This is a genomic window from Novosphingobium aquiterrae (assembly GCF_042434435.1).
GTDB lineage: Bacteria > Pseudomonadota > Alphaproteobacteria > Sphingomonadales > Sphingomonadaceae > Novosphingobium > Novosphingobium aquiterrae.
The window spans coordinates 538,835-555,314 of record NZ_JBHLTL010000006.1; the positions used below are offsets into that span (position 1 = coordinate 538,835).

The following is a 16,480-nucleotide window of genomic DNA, read 5'->3' on the forward strand; positions in this document are numbered from 1 at the left end:
CGACTGTCATTAGCAACTTCTAGCAACGAAACGGCTAGACCCTCACCCATGCGCCCCGAACACATTCGCGATCGCCGTCGTTATCCGCAATGACAGCGCCTGCGCGCGTTCGATCGGTTCGATGAAGTCGGTGTGGATCGCGCCATAGCCGACTGCGGCTTCGTCGGGGTAGTCGCTCGGTTCGTGGACGGTGAAGTCGGCGATGCCGGGGAAGTGAACCGGGAAGGCGCGGCGCAGCTGGGCGAGGGCTTCGTCGATGCGCAGGGTGAAGACCATTTCCAGCACGTCGTCGCGGCTGATGTCGTTGGCGCGGCTGAAGGCGGGGACCGACACGGCTTTGATGAACATGTGCTGGAACAGCGCGAGACGCAGCGCCTGGAGCACGCCGAGCATGCGGCGGGTGTGCTCGCGCTCGACCAAGGGCGCCTCGTCGGGGATCAGGTCGAGCAGGCGGTGGAGTTTGAGCGCGTCCACCCTGAGCCGGCTGGCCATCCGGCGGAACACGCCCGTGCGGTCATCGGTGGTGAGGTATTCGGCCAGCGCGAGGCAGGCGTCGGCGATCCCGTCCTCGTCGCCGCGGTAGGGCCGGCTTGACCAGTAGGCCGAGTTGAACAGCTCGCCGAAAGCGGCGACGGTCTTGATGGAGGCAAGTGCATTGGCGGCACGGACCAGGCGGACCAGCTGGCGTCCGCGCGCGGATTCGCGCAGCAGCGCGGCCAGCGCCTCGTAATTGCCGTCGGCTGCGGTGCCGAACCCGCCGATCACGTTGACCGGGTAGCCGAGCTGCTGGAGCACCGCGTTGTGCGGGATCGCGCGGATCTGGCGCAGGCTCATCTCGCGGTCGGCGGCAAGGTCGCTCTGGCGGCGGCTCTTGCGGCTGCCGGTGTCGTTGAGCAGGCCCAGGCCAAAGGCGGTAACCGCGCGGGGATAGGTCCGGCTGGTCAGCTGCGCGGCCTGGAAACGGCGGATTGCGCGGTAGAAATCGAGGGAGAGGTCGGTGCGGCGATAGAACGGATCGGTCGGCGCTTCGGGATCGGTCTGGGCCGGGGCGGCCTCGGCGAAGCGGGTCAAGGTGGCCAGCGCCAGTTCGGGGGTGCCGAAGAACAGGTAGCCGTCGCCGCCCTGGAAGCTGACTTCGGGCTCCAGCCGGATTCCGGCGCGGGCGAACCGCCGCCGCGCCCAGGGGGAAAGCGGCCATTCGACCCGGTCGGCGAACGAGGAGGGATGCGCGCCGCGGCCCATCGATTCGCCGTGGGTGTTGAACACCAGCGCGGCGACGTCGCTCAGGCCGTTGGCGGCCATGGCTTCGGACAGCCGGCCCTGCAGGCGTTCGATGGCGAGCGCGGCGGGGATCTGCCCGACGAAGCGCCCGGCATCGGAAAACCCGGTCTGCACCGCGACCCGGCCGCGGGTGCGGGCATAGTCGCGGTAGGCCTCCTCGGCGAGCAGCGCGTCGAGGAAGCGGCCGCCGTGTTCGAGCGCGGTCTCGGTTTCGAACAGCGGCGAGACGTCGACCTTGTCGGCGATCCCGAACAGCCGCGCGAAGTACAGCGCGGCGAGCACCGTGGTCGGCTGCTCGCACTCGGCCACCAGCATCCGGATCGGGGCGTCGCTGTCCACATGGTGGAGGATCTGCGCCATCGCCAGGAACTGGCGCACAGCAGTGCTGTTCTCGATCGCCAGCGCGGCGAAATTGGTCCGCAGCGCCGTGGCCTCGGCCAGCAGCTCGCGCATCCGTACCAGCGCGGCCTGGCTGGCCAGATCGAGCTTGCCTTCGGGATCGATGCGGCGGCGGATCGCGTTCTGCAGCTGGCTGGCGTTCACCCGGAAATGGATCCAGCCCATCCCCAGCCCGTCGGCGCGCATTGCCGCGGCGACCACCAGCAACACTTGCGCGGTGGCGTCGTCGGCATGGGCCGCTTCGGCATCGAGTTCGCTGATCACCGCGGACAGGCTGGTCAGCTTGTCGGGATGTTCGGCGGTCAGGGTATCGGCGGCGGCGGACAGTGTGGCGGGATCGGACAGGTCCTGCGCGAACAGCGCGGCCATTTCCGCGGCGCGGGCGGCGGCGCGGGCCAGCGCGGCGGACTGTTCGGGGGCGAAACCGCGCAGCTGGGCGGCATAGCTTTCGAGCCGCTCGGCCTTCTCCGACAGGCGGTAGCGCAGCGAGGTTGCCCACGAAATGTCGGTGCGCCCGTCCATGTCATAGCCGACCCAGCTGGCGAAGCGCACCGGCATCGGGGCGAGGGCGCGCCAGTCGTCCGGCCATTGCTGCCGCGCCTGGGCCAGCAGCAGCGCGTTGATCCGGTCGCGCGCCGCCTGGGCGCGGGCAATCGCCGCCATCGCCGCGGCGTGTTCGCTATCCAGCGTGATTGCATCGCGTGCATGCGGGGCAACGCAGGCGGTCTGCGCGCCGATCTCACCCGAGGAGGCGGCCGCCGCAACCGCTTCGGACTGGCGCTGGGTCAACAGGAAGGTCGGGTGCGCGGTGAAGACCACATGGACCAGGGGGCGCTGCCAGCGCGCGGCGAAGGCGGCAAAGCTCTCGGCCTGGGTCAGCGCGGCCAGGCGCGCCTCGTTTTCGGCAATCGGTAGCGGTTCGACCAGCCGGTGCAGCCGCGCGGCGCGGGCGACCAGGCCTTCGCACTCCAGCTCGGCCAGCAGGCCCTCGACGGCGGCCAGGTCGAGCTTGCCGCTTTCCAGCTCGCGCGACAGTTCCAGTCCGAGCTGGAACACCGGGTTGAACAGCGGGGTTTCCGCCGTCTGGACGTGCAGCGCCTGCAGCCGCGCGTCGAGCCGGGCGTGGAAGCTCATCGCGCCAGCGCCGCCGCGGCGCGCGCTGCCGCCTCGATCGCGGCGACGTCAGGCGGTCCCTTTGGTACAAGCCACGACCCGCCGCAGCACAGCACCGCGTCGAGCGCCAACCAGTCGGGCGCGGTGGCGGCGGTGATCCCGCCGGTCGGGCAGAACCGCACCGAGCCGAACGGCGCGGCGATGGCCTTCAGCGCCGGGATCCCGCCATTTGCCTCGGCCGGAAAGAACTTGAAGCGGTCGAGCCCGAGGTCGAGCCCGCGCATGATGTCCGACGAGGTCGCCGTTCCGGGCAGGAACGGCACCCCGGCGGCGATCGCCGCCTTGGCCAGGGGATCTGTCAGCCCGGGCGAGACGATGAACTCGCTCCCTGCTTCCAACGCGTCTTCCAGCGCATGGGGGTTGAGCACAGTCCCGGCGCCGACCACCGCGCCTTCGACCTGCTTCATCTCGCGGATCACCTCGAGCGCGCCGGCGGTGCGCAGGGTGACTTCGAGAACCGGCAGCCCGCCCTTGACCAGGGCCTCGGCGATCGGGCGGGCATGGGCGACGTCCTCGATCACCAGCACCGGAATGACCGGGGCCATGCGCATGATCGTTTCGATGGGGCTCACGCGGCGTGCTCCTTGGCAAAGGCGGCCGCGGCGCCAAACAGGCCCGGCTGCGGATGGGTAATCAGGCGGACCGGCAATTCGGCCATCAGCCCTTCGAAGCGGCCCTTGGCCTTGAACCGGCTGGCGAAGCCGGACTTGAGCAGGGTATCCTTGATCCGCAGCCCCAGCCCCCCGGCAATGACCACCCCGGCCGCGCCCTGGGCCAGCGCAATGTCGCCAGCAAAGCTGCCAAGCGAGAGGCAGAAGCGGTCGACCGCGGCGGCGGCCAGGCTGTCTTCCCCGCTGGTCCCCAGCGTCCACAGGGTCTTGTCGTCGACCTGCTGGATCGCGCGGCCTTCCATTGCCGCCAGCGCCTCGTAAATGTCGATCAGCCCGGGGCCGGAGACCACCCGCTCGGCCGAAACGCGGATGTGGCGCTGGCGCAGCCGGGCAAGGATGGCGTCCTCGATCGAATCGAGCGCGGCGAATTCGATGTGCCCGCCCTCGGTCGCCTGGACGCGGTAGCCGCCCACGCCGTCGCGCCAGATATGCGCCACGCCCAGCCCGGTGCCGGGGCCGACGATGCTGATCGTGCCCTCGCCGGGCAGCGGCACGTCCGGTCCGGCCAGGTGGATGAAATGGTCCGCCCCGGCGCGCGCCACGGCATGACCGACCGCGCCGAAATCGTTGACCAGGGTAAAGCGGTCGACCCCCAGCTTCTCGCCGATCAGCGCCGGGCGGATGATCCACGGGTTGTTGGTGAAGCGGATCACTTCGCCGCCGACCGGCCCGGCCACGGCGATGGCGGTGGCGCGGGGCAGATCGCGTCCGAGCTGGCGGGCGAAATCCTCCCACGCGGTCTGGAAGCTGGCGTGGTCCTTGGTGTGCTGGGTCGACGGCTCGCCCAGGGTGATGCTGCCGTCATCGCCGATCGTGGCAAGGGCAAAGCGGGCGTGGGTTCCGCCGATGTCGACGGCGACGAGTTCGGTGCTCATAGTCCGGCCTCCGCCAGCATGGCCGATCCGCCCTCTTCGGCGCCGTCGGCGTGGTTGCGCAGCATTGCGAACAGTTCGCGTCCCATGCCCATCTCGGCGCGGGGGGCGGGGGCGGGCTGGCGATCCGAGAGGTCGGCTTTGACCTGCAGCACCCCGTCATGGCCGCACAGGCGGATCACATCGCCGTCGCGCAGCAGCGCCAGCGCGCCGCCGTTGAGCGCTTCGGGGGTGACGTGGATCGCCGCGGGAACCTTGCCCGAGGCGCCGCTCATCCGCCCGTCGGTAACCAGCGCAACCTTGAAGCCCTTGTCCTGGAGCACGCCCAGCGGCGGGGTCAGTTTGTGCAGTTCGGGCATGCCGTTGGCGCGCGGGCCCTGGAAGCGGACCACGACGATCACATCGCGATTGAGCTCGCCCGCCTTGAACGCGGCCTGGACGTCTTCCTGGGTTTGGAACACCCGGCACGGTGCCTCGATCGTCCAGCGACTGGCATCGACCGCGCTGGTCTTGAAGGTGGCGCGGCCCAGATTGCCCTTGACCAGCCGCATCCCGCCGTCGGGCAGGAAAGCGCTGGCAACCGGGCGCAACATCGCATCGTCGCCGCTTTGCGCCGGGGCTGGGTGCCAGGCGAGCGTATCGCCGTCGAGGTGCGGCTCCTGCGCATAGGCGGCCATGCCGCCCTGGGCCACGGTCAGGACGTCGCCGTGGGCCAGCCCGGCACCCAGCAGTTCGCGCACGACGAAGCCCATACCGCCGGCAGCATGGAAGTGATTCACGTCGCCCGCGCCGTTGGGATAGACCCGGGCGACCAGCGGCACGACGGCGCTCAGTTCGTCGATGTCCTGCCAGTCGATGCGGATCCCGGCGGCCCGCGCCATGGCCGGAATGTGGATCGCATGGTTGGTCGATCCCCCGGTGGCGAGCAGCCCGACCACCGCGTTGACGATCGCTTTCTCATCGACCACCCGGCCCATCGGACGATAGTCCGCGCTTTCGCGGCCGATCTGTGTCAGGCGGTGCACCGCGGACCGCGTCAGTGCCGAACGCAGCGGGGTATTCGGCGGAATGAAGCTGGCCCCCGGCACGTGCAGCCCCATCATTTCCATCATCATCTGATTGGAATTGGCGGTGCCATAGAAGGTGCAGGTGCCGGGCGAATGATAGCTGGCGCTTTCGCTGGCGAGGAGGTCGTCGCGGGTCGCCTTGCCCTCGGCATAGAGCTGGCGGACCTTCTGCTTTTCGCGGTTGGCCAGGCCAGAGGGCATCGGCCCGGAAGGCACGAAGATCGCCGGCAGATGGCCGAAACGCAGCGCGCCGATCACCAGACCGGGGACGATCTTGTCGCAGATGCCGAGCAGGGCCATGCCGTCGAACATCGCATGGCTCATTGCAATCGTGGTCGAAAGCGCAATGGCATCGCGGCTGAACAGCGACAGCTCCATGCCGTCCTGGCCCTGGGTGACCCCGTCGCACATCGCCGGAACCCCGCCCGCGACCTGCGCCGTCGCGCCGACCTCACGGGCATAGAGCTTCATCGCCTCGGGATAGCGGGCATAGGGCTGATGCGCCGACAGCATGTCGTTATAGGCGGTAACGATCGCCAGGTTGGGGGCGTGGCCCTTGGCAAGCGCCGGCTTGTCGCCTTCGGCCGCGGCAAAACCGTGGGCCAGGTTGGAGCACGATAGCGCCCCGCGCCCGGGAAATCGCTGGGCCTCGCGGTCGATCAGGTCGAGATAGCGGCGGCGGCTGTCCTGCGACTTGTCGATGATCCGCTGGGTGACGCGTTCGACAACGGGATGAAGCTTAGTCATGCCAGGTCACCCCGTCGCGCTCGGCCAGGGCAATCGCCGCGGATGGGCCCCAATTGCCGGCCGAATAGGTCTTGGGCTTGTGGTTGTGCTCGGCCCAGTTGGCGCGGATCCCGTCGATCCAGGTCCACTGCGCCTCAACCTCGTCGCGGCGGACGAACAGGGTCTGGTCGCCCTCGATCAGGTCGAGCAGCAGCCGTTCATAAGCAATGCGCTTTTTCGGTCCGGCAAAGGCATCGAGCATGGCGATGTCGAGCGGCACCTGGCGCAGGCGGATCCCGTCGCGGTCCAGCCCCGGCACCTTGGCCATCAATTGCAACTGGATGTTCTCTTCGGGCTGGATGCCGATGACCAGCGCATTAGGCTGGGTCTTGGCCCCGCGCGCGGCAAAGATCGAATGCGGGATGCAGCGGAAGTTGATGACGATCTCGGTCTTGCGTTCGGGCAGCCGCTTGCCGGTGCGCAGGTAGAACGGCACGCCCTTCCAGCGCCAGTTGTCGACATGGGCCTTGATCGCGACGAAGGTTTCGGTGTCCGAATCCTTGCCCAGTTCATCGTCATAACCCGGCACCGGCTGGCCATCGATTGCGCCCTTGCGGTACTGCCCCGTGACCGTTTCCGACGGGTGGATCGCCCGCAGCGCGCGCAGCACCTTGACCTTTTCGTCGCGGATCGCGGTGGCGTCATAACTTGACGGCGGCTCCATTGCGACCAGCGCGAGGAGCTGGAGCATGTGGTTCTGGACCATGTCGCGCAGCGCCCCGGCGCCGTCGTAATAACCGACCCGGCTTTCCAGCCCGACGGTTTCGGCGATGGTGATCTGAACGTGATCGATATGCGCCGCGTTCCACAGCGGTTCGAACAGGATGTTGGCAAAGCGCAATGCCAGCAGGTTCTGGACGGTTTCCTTGCCGAGGTAGTGATCGATGCGGAAAATCCGGTCCTCGCTGAAGGCGCTGGACACGGCATCGTTGATCTCGCGGCTCGACTGCAAGTCGGTGCCCAGCGGCTTTTCGAGGCCGATGCGGACCTTGTCGCCGGTGAGGCCGGCCTGGGTCAGCCCGGCAATGGTCGGCTCGAACAGACTGGGCGCGGTCGACAGGAAGATCGCCATGCCCTTGTCGATCGTGCCGATCTCATCCGACAGGTCGGTGAAGTGGCTCGCATCGGTGGCGTCGAGCGCCTGGTACGACAGCCGCGGCAGGAAGCTGTCGATTGCGCCCTTGCGAAAGTCGGGCAGGTACTTGTCCAGCGCCTCGCGCGCGAAATTGCGATAGCTGTCATCGTCGTAGTCCGACCGCGCGGTGCCGATAATGCGCAGTTCGGGAGCGATCAGCTTGTCATCGTGCAGCGCGCACAGCGAGGGCAGCAGCATCCGCTGGGCAAGGTCGCCGGTGGCGCCGAACAGCAACAGCCGGTCCGCGGTAAAGCTCATCGTCAATACTCCCGAAATCCGGGAGATCGCACGCAATCCCGGATGGGTCCGGGTTAGCAGCAGGGGCGGGGGTGCGCCAGTCCGGCGCAAAGCAATTCAGGCTCTTTCAGGCGCGTGCCCGGCGTGAATACGTCTGTGACTGGAGTCGTTTGCGCGCCGGCGGCAGCCGCAAGGGCGGATCGACCGGCGCGGCCGCGATGCGCCGGGGGTGATAGTCCTCGAACGGCAGCGCCTTGCCGAACAGCCAGCCCTGGACCATGCGGCAGCCGTGCTGTCGCAGGGTCGCAAGCTGTTCGGGCTCTTCCACCCCTTCGGCCAGGGTGCACATGCCCAGCTGGTTGGCCAAGGCAATGACCGCGCCAACGATCGCCCGCGATTCCTCGCGCGTGGCGAGCTCGGAGACGAAGCGGCGGTCGATCTTGATCTTGTCGAACGGGAAGGTCAGCAGATAGGTCAGCGAGGCATAGCCCGTGCCGAAATCGTCGAGCGCGATCTTCACGCCCAGTTTGTGCAGGTTGTTGAGCACTTCGATATTGGCCGCCGAATTGTGCAGCAGCACGCTCTCGGTGATCTCGAATTCCACCCGTGCCGGTTCCAGCCCGGTTTCGGCCAGCGCATTGACGATCACCGGCAGCAGGCCGGGACTGCCGATCTGCACCGCCGAGAGGTTGATCGCGATCGTTTCGCCGTTCTGCCAGGTCGCCGCTTCGGCCAGGGCCTGGCGGATCACCCATTCGCCGATCGGCACGATCAGGCCGGTCTCTTCGGCCAGCGGGATGAACTGGTCGGGCGCGACCAGCCCGCGGGTGGGGTGCTGCCAGCGCAGCAGCGCCTCATAGCCTGTTTTGGCTTCGCTGGTGATGTCGACCAGCGGCTGGATGAACAGCCGCAGTTCACCGCGGGTCACCGCATGACGCAGATCGCGCGACAGGGCGTGGCGTTCGTGCAGCACCGTATCCATGCCCGGCTCGAACATTTCCCACATCGCCCTGCCTCCCTGCTTGGCGGCGTGGAGGGCAATGCCCGCATAGGACAGCAGCTGCGCCTTCTGGTCGGTGTGGAACGGTGCCAGCGCGATGCCGATCGACAGGGAAGTGGCGATTTCGTGGCCGTCGACAGGCAGGGGCGCGAACAGCTGTTCGCCCAGCAGATCGGCCAAGCGCACCGCGTGATCGCAGGCATCGTGCCCGGCCACCACGATCGCGAATTCGTCGCCGCCCAGCCGCGCCAGCAAGGGCGAGTTGCCGCCCAGGCCGCTTTCGCCGATCCAGGCCGCCATCGCATCGGCCAGGGTGCGCAGCAATGCATCGCCGATCGGGTGGCCATGGACGTCGTTGACTTCCTTGAAGTGATCGACGTCGACCATTACGACGGCAATCTGCTCACCTGCGCTGCGTCCATCCAGGATGTCCGCCAGCGCCGCATCGAAGCGGGCGCGATTGGGCAGGCCGGTCAACGTATCGAAATTGGCCATGCGCTGGGCGCGGCTTTCGGCAAGGCGCTGGGTTGTGACGTCGGTAATGACGCCGCGGAACGCAGCCCGATCACCTTCGACCTGGAAGCACGGGCGGCCGGTGACCGACCACCAGCGGGCCTCCTCACCAGAGGTTGAGCAGGCGAGCACCAGATCGCTGATCCGGGCGCGGCGGTCCAGCAGATCGGCCAGGGCCGCTTGCTGCTCGCTGGCGGCGAAGAGGGTCTGGAACGCAGTCCCTTCCAGCGCATCGGCCGGTTGGCCCAAGGCCGCGGCAAAGCGCTGCGACACGCCGACCAGGTTGCCCTGCCGGTCCAGCTCGAACAGCAGGTCGGACCCGCTTTCCTCATACTCGCTCAGCAGCAGCTTCACGGTACGGGCGCTGGCGGCAAGATCGCGGTCGGACAGGATCCGCGTGACGAACAGGTCGCGGGCGGTCCGGGCCATGCGGATCAGCAGAGCGCTGGACAGCATCAGGATGGCCAGCCCGGCCAGCGCAGTCGGGGTGGCGATTCGCGCCAGAGCGATGACCAGACCCAGCGCCTGAGCGGCAACATAGACCGTTGCCGAAGCGGGCAGGGTGCGCACGGTGTAGGCGGCGGAGGCGATCTGCGTGGTGGCGGCAATCGTCAGCAGGATCTGGGCATCGGGCGATACGACCGGAAACCACAAGGCCAGCAAGATGCCCAGCGTCAGCCCGAGCCACAGGCTGTTGAGAAAGAACGCGTGCATGATCTTCTGCGGGCGCTTCTGGCGCCGACCGCGGGCGATGCCGGCGGCCAGCCAGACCCGGTGCAGTGCGGCACCAAGCGAGGAGAACGCATAGAGGCACAGGTGCGGCCAGCCGACCTGGCCGACCAGCGCGGCAATGACCACCACGGCATTGAGCACGGTGGCGGCAACCATCGGCTTGACGATGCGGATATGGGCGCTGATCAGGCGGTTATCGACCCAATCGCGCAATTCTGGGGCCACGGCACTGCGCAGCATTGCCTGCTTGCTGACCATTGCTTGTAGTGCGCCCCTGCCTCGTTATGAGAACGAACTAATGGCGACAGGTAAATGCTTCGCTAAGGTAGCTTTGGCCTGGTCTGCGCCCCTGCGCCCAGGCCCCATAGGAGTACGATTGATGCGCCCCGCGATTTCCCTGATTTGCGCCGTTGCTGCCGTGTCTGGCGTGCCTGCGGCAGCCAAGACGCCAGCCATCGATCTATCCCGCGCCGAAGCGCAGGTGCTCGATCTATCCAAACAGCTGATCGCGATTCGCTCGGTCAGGGGGCCGGACAATCGCACCCCGGACGCGCTGAGGGCCGTCGCCACCGCACTGACGGCGGCGGGCTGGCAGGGCAGCGAAATCGAAATCGTCCCGGTCGATGATACCGCCTACCTGATCTCGACCTGGGCGGGCAGCGATCTCAGGCTGAAACCGCTGGTCATTTCAGGCCACCTCGACGTTGTCGAGGCCGATCCCAAGGACTGGACCCGCAATCCCTTCACTCCGATAGTTGAGAATGGCTATCTGTTTGGCCGCGGGGCGAGCGACATGAAATATGACGCCGCGCTGGCCACGTCGACGCTGATTGCGCTGCGCCAGGCCGGCTACAAGCCGCGCCGGACGATCGTGCTGCAGTTCTCGGGCGACGAGGAAACCACGATGAAGACCAGCCGGCTGATCGCCGAGCGGCTGAAGGGCGCCGAAATGGTCATCAACATCGATGGTGGCGGCGGCACCTTCGACGAAGCCAGCGGCAAGCCGGTGTACTGGACCTGGCAGGGCGCCGAGAAGACCTATGACGACTATCAGCTGGAAATGACCAATCCCGGCGGGCACAGTTCCGCCCCGCGCCCGGACAATGCCATCGTCCAGCTGGCCCAGGCGCTTGAGCGGATCGGCAACTACCGCTTTCCTGCCGAACAAAGCCCGCTGACCAAGGCCTATTTCGAAAAGGCCGCACAGTTCGAAAGCAACCCGGCGCTGGCCGCGGCGATGCGCGCCTTCGCCACCAATCCGGGCGACGCTGCGGCGCTGGAAACGCTGCGTGCCAACCCTGCCTATGTCGGCAAGGTCGGCACCACCTGCGTGCCGACGATGATCACCGGCGGCCATGCCCAGAACGCGCTGCCCCAGCGCGCCACCGCCAATATCAACTGCCGCGTCTTCCCCGGCCATAGCCGCGAGGAAATCCGCGCCCAGCTGGAAAAGATCGCCGCCGTGCCGGGTCTGAAGGTCACCGCCATTTCGGGCGAGGATTCGATTTCGTCCCCCGCATCGCCGCTGCGGCCCGACTTCATCGCGGCGGTGAACAAGGCGCTGGGCAAGGCCTGGCCGAACACGCCGATCTTCCCGTCGCAGGCCTCGGGCGCATCGGATTCGATGTGGTACCGCGCGCTGGGTGTCCCCAGCTATGGCGCCAGTCCGGTGTTCAGCAAGGATTCGGACGATTTCGCCCACGGGCTGAACGAGCGGATCGCGCTGCGCAACACCCGCCCGGCGCTGACCTATTATGCCAGCCTGTTCACCGACCTAGCGCAATAAGGCGTCGAGCGCGGCGCGGGCGATCGCGCCCGCTTCGGCGGCGCTGAAGGCCTGGGGCGAAAGGCACAGCTCCAGCCACAGCCCGTCGATCAGCGCGGTGATGGCGATCGCGGCGTGGCGGCGGCGGGCCGGGGCCAGGCCGCATTCGCCGAGCAGGCTTTCCAGCCGCGCGCGGAAGGCGGCATATTGCTCGTCGTGCTGGCGGGCGATCTCCGGGCGCGAGCGGACCAGGCTCCAGAAAGCGATCCACGTGGCGAGCAGTTCGCCGCTGGCCACCGGCGCGGCAAAGCTGGCGGTGACGAACGCATCGAGCCTGACCCGCGGATCGCGCCCGGCCTGTTCCAGCGCCTGATCGATCGCTTCCGCCACCTGGGCTTCGACGTGGGCATAGGTTTCCGCGACCAGCGCATCGATCCCGGCAAAGTAGTGGCCGACCAGCCCCGGCGAGACGCCTGCCTCAAGCGCAATCGCGCGCACGCTGGTTCCCGCGACTCCCTCGCGCGCCAGCACTCTGGCTGCGGCCGCGATCAGGCTGAGCCGGCGGGTATCCGGTTCGGCGCGGCTAAAGGCGGGTCTGGCGCTCACTTGCGCAGGCCTAGCACTTGTTGTACGAATGTCCAACAAGCTTGGAGAGTCGGACCGCAGCAATGGGTAAGGTCGAAAACGTCATGGCGCAGATCGCCGGCAGTGTGGCCGATCCCGATGCCGATTTCAGCCTGCCGGGCTGGATCTATTCCGATCCCGAATTCCACGCGCTGGAACTGGAGCGGATTTTCCGCCCAAGCTGGCAGATAGTCTGCCATGTCAGCGAAGTGGCCGCGCCCGGCGATTACCGCACGATCGATTATTGCGGCGAAAGCGTGGTGGTGATCCGCGGCGACGACGGCGCGGTCCGCGCTTTCACCAACGTCTGCCGCCACCGCGCGATGCGGCTAGTCGAAGGGCCGTCGGGCTGCACGAAAAAGCTGGTCTGCCCCTATCACGCCTGGGTCTATGAAACCGACGGGCGGCTGACCGGGGTGCCCAACCGCCGCGAGTATCCGGCGCTGAAGCTGGAAGAAAACGGCCTGGTCGCGGTCGCGGTCGAGGTCTGGCACGGCTTTGTCTTTGTCCGGCTGGAAGACGGCGGTTTTCCGTCAGTCGGCGAAATGATGGCCCCGTTCGAGGACGAGATTGCCCCCTATCGCCTGGCTGAAATGCAGCCGATGGGCGATGTCCGGCTGCGCCCGCGCGACGTCAACTGGAAGAACGTCGGCGACAATTATTCGGACAACCTGCACATCCCGGTGGCGCACGACGGGCTGACGCGCCTTGTCGGCAAGAGTTACCGGATCGAGGCGCACGGCTGGGCCGACCGGCTCTATGGCGATGTCGAAAAGAGCGGGCGGCAGAATTTCTGGGAACGGTTCTATTCGGCGCATATGCCGAGGGTCGAACACCTGTCCGACGAGGTCCACGGGCGCTGGCTGTATTACAAACTGTGGCCCAACATGGCCTTCGACATCTACGCCGACCAGATCGATTTCATGCAGTGGCTGCCGGTCAGCGCCACCGAGTGCCTGCTGCGCGAAGTGGCCTATTGCCTGCCGGATTCGCGCCGCGAGATGAAGCTGGTGCGCTATGCCAACTGGCGGATCAACCGCGTGGTCAATGCCGAGGATACCTGGCTGATCAGCCGGGTCCAGCAGGGCATGGCCAGCAAGAGCTATGGCGTCGGCCCGCTGGCGGAAAGCGAGGTTTGCTTGCGCAGCTTTGCCAAGAAGATCCGCACGCTGATCCCCGAAGCGCGCCTGCCATTTGCCCCGCCGCCGGGATGGTCGGCGCGGTAATTGATTTTCCTACTTGTCCAGCCGCTGTCATCTTTCGCGATCCGGCGGGAATCGGCCACTTTTTAATTTCCGCCACCCTGTCAATATTGTGAACTTCCAAGCGAGACGAACCGCCCATGACCAAGACCTATGACGCGCTGATCATCGGCGGGGGCCACAACGGCCTGACCTGTGCCTTCTACCTTGCCAAGGCGGGAATGCGGGTGCGGGTATTGGAGCGCCGCCACATTGTCGGCGGGGCGGCGGTGACCGAGGAGTTCCATCCCGGTTTCCGCAATTCGACCGCCAGCTATACCGTCAGTCTGCTGCGCCCCAAGGTCATCGCCGACATGCGGCTGCACGATTACGGTTACCGTGTGATCGAACGGACGATCAGCAACTTCTTCCCGTTCGAGAACGACTACCTCAAGCTGGGCGGCGCGCCGGGCCGGACCGAGGCGGAGTTCGCGCGCTTTTCGCAGAAGGACGCGGCGGCCTATCCCGCCTATGACGCGGCGCTGGAAAAGGTCGCCAACGTGCTGCGCGACCTGTCCCTGCAGATCCCGCCCAATGTCGGCGGCGGCATTTCGTCGCTGATCGCGGCGGCCAAGCAGGGTTGGCCGATGGCCAAGATGGACATTGCGGTCCAGCGCGACCTGCTCGACATCTTCACCAAGTCGGCGCGCCAATTCCTTGACGGCTGGTTCGAGAACGACTGCGTCCAGTCGGCCTTCGCCTTCGATGCGGTGGTCGGCAACTATGCCGGGGTTTCCACGCCGGGCAGCGCCTATGTCCTGCTCCATCACGTCTTCGGCGAAGTGAACGGTAAGCTGGGCGCCTGGGGTCACTCGGTCGGCGGGATGGGCGCGATCACCCAGGCCATGGCCCGGGCCTGCGAGGACGCCGGGGTTGAGATCAGCCTGGAAGCTCCGGTGGCGCAGGTGCTGGTCGACGGCAAGAAGGTGACCGGCGTGAAGCTGGAAAGCGGCGAGGAAATCGCTGCATCGATCGTTGCGTCCAACGCCGGCCCGGCGCTGCTTTATCGCCAGCTCGTCGACCAGAGCGACCTCGATGACGATTTCAAGCGCCGGATCAAGGGCTTCAAGACCTGTTCGGGCACCTTCCGGATGAACGTTGCGCTGTCCGAGCTGCCCTCGTTCACCGTGCTGCCCGGCAAGCAGCAGGCCGAGCATCACACCGCCGGGATCATCATCGCTCCAGGTATGGATTACATGGACCAGGCCTTCATCGATGCCCAGCAGCACGGCTGGTCGAAGAAGCCGATCGTCGAGATCAAGATCCCCTCGACCGTGGACGACAGTCTTGCCCCCCCGGGACAGCACGTCGCCAGCCTGTTCTGCCAGCAGTTCGATCCCAAGGTCGATTGGGACACCCACCGCGAGGCTGTGGCGGACATGATCATCGACACGGTCAACGACCATGCGCCGAACTTCAAGAAGAGCGTGATCGCGACGCAAATCCACTCGCCGCTCGATCTGGAACGCAAGTTCGGGCTGATCGGCGGCGACATCATGCACGGTTCGATGGGGATCGACCAGCTGTGGGCGGCGCGCCCGGTGCTGGGCCACGGCGACTATCGCGGGCCGATCAAGGGGCTCTACATGTGCGGCGCGGGAACCCATCCCGGCGGCGGGGTGACCGGCGCGCCGGGGCACAACGCGGCGGCGGCTATCCTGGCTGACCGGCCGGTGCTGCGGAAGATCCTGCGCTCCTGACAAAGGGGTAGAGCGCCAGTCCGGCAAGGATCAGCAGCGCACCATAAAGGTTGGCTTCCAGTCCCAGACCCCATTCGGCCCACAGGGTGAAGGCAGCAGCGATTACAGCATAGACGGTAATCGTCGGACTGCCCTTTACCAGCCGAAGCGCAGCCAGTGCGCTGAGCAGGTAGGCGACCAGGCCGGCGGATATGCTGACCGAGCCGACGAATTCGAACAGCTTGCCCATGCCCTTCTGCGAATTGACCAGGACGATGACGGTCAGCAGACCGCTGGATACCAGGTGACCGCGGACCGGGGTGCCGCTGGCGTTTTCACGGGCGAACCAGGCCGGAAAGACCCCGCCCTTGGCCATTGCCCAGGGCATTTCACCCTGGACCAGGATCCAGCCGTTGAGTGCCCCGAAGGCGCTGATCGCGGCGAACAGGGCCACGACCACGGCGATCCCCAGGCCGAAGGTCTTGCCCAGGAAGTCCGCCACCGGGGCCGGCGATGCCGCAGCCTCGGCCGCCGGCATGTAGAGCGCGAAGGCCATCGAGATGCCGAGGTAGATGACCCCGGTCAGCGCCACCCCGATCATGGTCGCGCGGGGCACGTTGCGTTCGGCGTTCTCGACCTTGTCGGCCGGCACAGTCGCCGATTCGAGACCAAGGAAGCCCCAGAACGTCAGCCCCGCCGCGGTGGCGATGGTGCCGGATGTCAGCGCAATGCCGGGATCGGGGGCGCGGGGCGCGCCGCTGAGGAAGAACCATGCGGCGAGAGCGACCAGCGCGAGCAGCGGCAGGACCTTGAGCACGGTGGTCACTTCCTGGACCCGGCCCGCGGCGCGCACGCCGCGCAGGTTAACCAGGGTCAGCAGCCACACACAGGCGACCGCGATGGCCGCGGGAAGGAACGGGGTCGTGCCGATGGCCGGGAAGATCAGGCTGAGGTTGCTGACCACGGCGATGGCGATGGCGCCGTTGCCGACCCAGGTCATCACCCAGTACGACCACGCAGCGGTATAGCCCGCCACCGGCCCGAAGGCGGCATCGGCGTAGGCATAGGGACCACCGGCGCGAGGGATACGGGCGGACAGACCGGCGAAGACCGCGGCCAGGCACAGCGCGCCGCCCAGCGTCACGATCCAGCCGATCGCCTGGTTCCAGCCGAGTGGTGCCAATGTTGCCGGGAGCAGGTAGATGCCCGAGCCGATCATGTTGCCCACGACCAGGGCGAGCAGTGCCCAGAACCCCAGTTTGCGTGCGCCGCTGCCGGTCATTGCCGTCTCCCCCGTCGGTGATG

11 protein-coding genes are annotated in these 16,480 nt (G+C 67.1%); 3 read left to right on the plus strand and 8 right to left on the minus strand.

Going from position 1 to position 16,480, the window contains the following annotated elements; translation table 11 throughout:
- Positions 1 to 42 precede the first annotated feature (42 nt).
- From ACFFF7_RS12430 to ACFFF7_RS12455, 6 genes are all read right to left on the minus strand, one after another.
- On the minus strand, positions 43 to 2,814 hold the full coding sequence (locus ACFFF7_RS12430; RefSeq protein ID WP_379481669.1) for a phosphoenolpyruvate carboxylase: 2,772 nt from the start codon (positions 2,812 to 2,814) through the stop codon (positions 43 to 45).
- The gene (eda, locus tag ACFFF7_RS12435; protein ID WP_379481670.1) at positions 2,811 to 3,425 is read right to left on the minus strand and encodes a bifunctional 4-hydroxy-2-oxoglutarate aldolase/2-dehydro-3-deoxy-phosphogluconate aldolase; all 615 of its coding nucleotides are present in this window, start codon (positions 3,423 to 3,425) and stop codon (positions 2,811 to 2,813) included. Before eda ends, ACFFF7_RS12430 begins: the two co-directional genes overlap by 4 nt.
- Positions 3,422 to 4,399 (minus strand): glucokinase, encoded by a 978-nt coding sequence (locus ACFFF7_RS12440; RefSeq protein WP_379481671.1) that lies wholly within the window; start codon positions 4,397 to 4,399, stop codon positions 3,422 to 3,424. The genes eda and ACFFF7_RS12440 overlap by 4 nt, the downstream gene beginning before the upstream one ends.
- Entirely contained in the window at positions 4,396 to 6,210 is a 1,815-nt protein-coding gene (gene edd, locus ACFFF7_RS12445) for a phosphogluconate dehydratase (RefSeq protein WP_379481672.1), read from the minus strand. Before edd ends, ACFFF7_RS12440 begins: the two co-directional genes overlap by 4 nt.
- Positions 6,203 to 7,642: a glucose-6-phosphate dehydrogenase gene (gene zwf / locus ACFFF7_RS12450; protein WP_379481673.1), complete on the minus strand. Its 1,440-nt coding sequence runs from the start codon at positions 7,640 to 7,642 to the stop codon at positions 6,203 to 6,205. The genes edd and zwf overlap by 8 nt, the downstream gene beginning before the upstream one ends.
- A gap of 106 nt (positions 7,643 to 7,748) precedes the next feature.
- Positions 7,749 to 10,124, minus strand: coding sequence for a putative bifunctional diguanylate cyclase/phosphodiesterase (locus ACFFF7_RS12455; RefSeq protein ID WP_379481674.1), 2,376 nt, complete (start codon positions 10,122 to 10,124; stop codon positions 7,749 to 7,751).
- Positions 10,125 to 10,245: 121 nt separating this feature from the next.
- Here ACFFF7_RS12455 and ACFFF7_RS12460 point away from each other — a divergent pair, with 121 nt between their 5' ends.
- Positions 10,246 to 11,652 carry a M20/M25/M40 family metallo-hydrolase gene (locus tag ACFFF7_RS12460; protein ID WP_379481675.1) on the plus strand — a complete coding sequence of 469 codons (1,407 nt, stop codon included), beginning with the start codon at positions 10,246 to 10,248 and terminating at the stop codon, positions 11,650 to 11,652.
- Here ACFFF7_RS12460 and ACFFF7_RS12465 read toward each other — a convergent pair.
- On the minus strand, positions 11,641 to 12,237 hold the full coding sequence (locus tag ACFFF7_RS12465) for a TetR family transcriptional regulator C-terminal domain-containing protein (protein WP_379481676.1): 597 nt from the start codon (positions 12,235 to 12,237) through the stop codon (positions 11,641 to 11,643). The genes ACFFF7_RS12460 and ACFFF7_RS12465 overlap by 12 nt on opposite strands.
- Positions 12,238 to 12,299: 62 nt before the next feature.
- Between ACFFF7_RS12465 and ACFFF7_RS12470 the strand changes: the two genes are divergently transcribed.
- Together ACFFF7_RS12470 and ACFFF7_RS12475 are read left to right on the plus strand one after the other, a co-directional pair.
- Positions 12,300 to 13,481 carry an aromatic ring-hydroxylating oxygenase subunit alpha gene (locus ACFFF7_RS12470; RefSeq protein WP_379481677.1) on the plus strand — a complete coding sequence of 394 codons (1,182 nt, stop codon included), beginning with the start codon at positions 12,300 to 12,302 and terminating at the stop codon, positions 13,479 to 13,481.
- 116 nt (positions 13,482 to 13,597) lie between these two features.
- On the plus strand, positions 13,598 to 15,196 hold the full coding sequence (locus ACFFF7_RS12475; RefSeq protein ID WP_379481678.1) for a phytoene desaturase family protein: 1,599 nt from the start codon (positions 13,598 to 13,600) through the stop codon (positions 15,194 to 15,196).
- Here ACFFF7_RS12475 and ACFFF7_RS12480 read toward each other — a convergent pair.
- Positions 15,150 to 16,457: an amino acid permease gene (locus ACFFF7_RS12480; protein WP_379481679.1), complete on the minus strand. Its 1,308-nt coding sequence runs from the start codon at positions 16,455 to 16,457 to the stop codon at positions 15,150 to 15,152. The genes ACFFF7_RS12475 and ACFFF7_RS12480 overlap by 47 nt on opposite strands.
- Positions 16,458 to 16,480 lie beyond the last annotated feature (23 nt).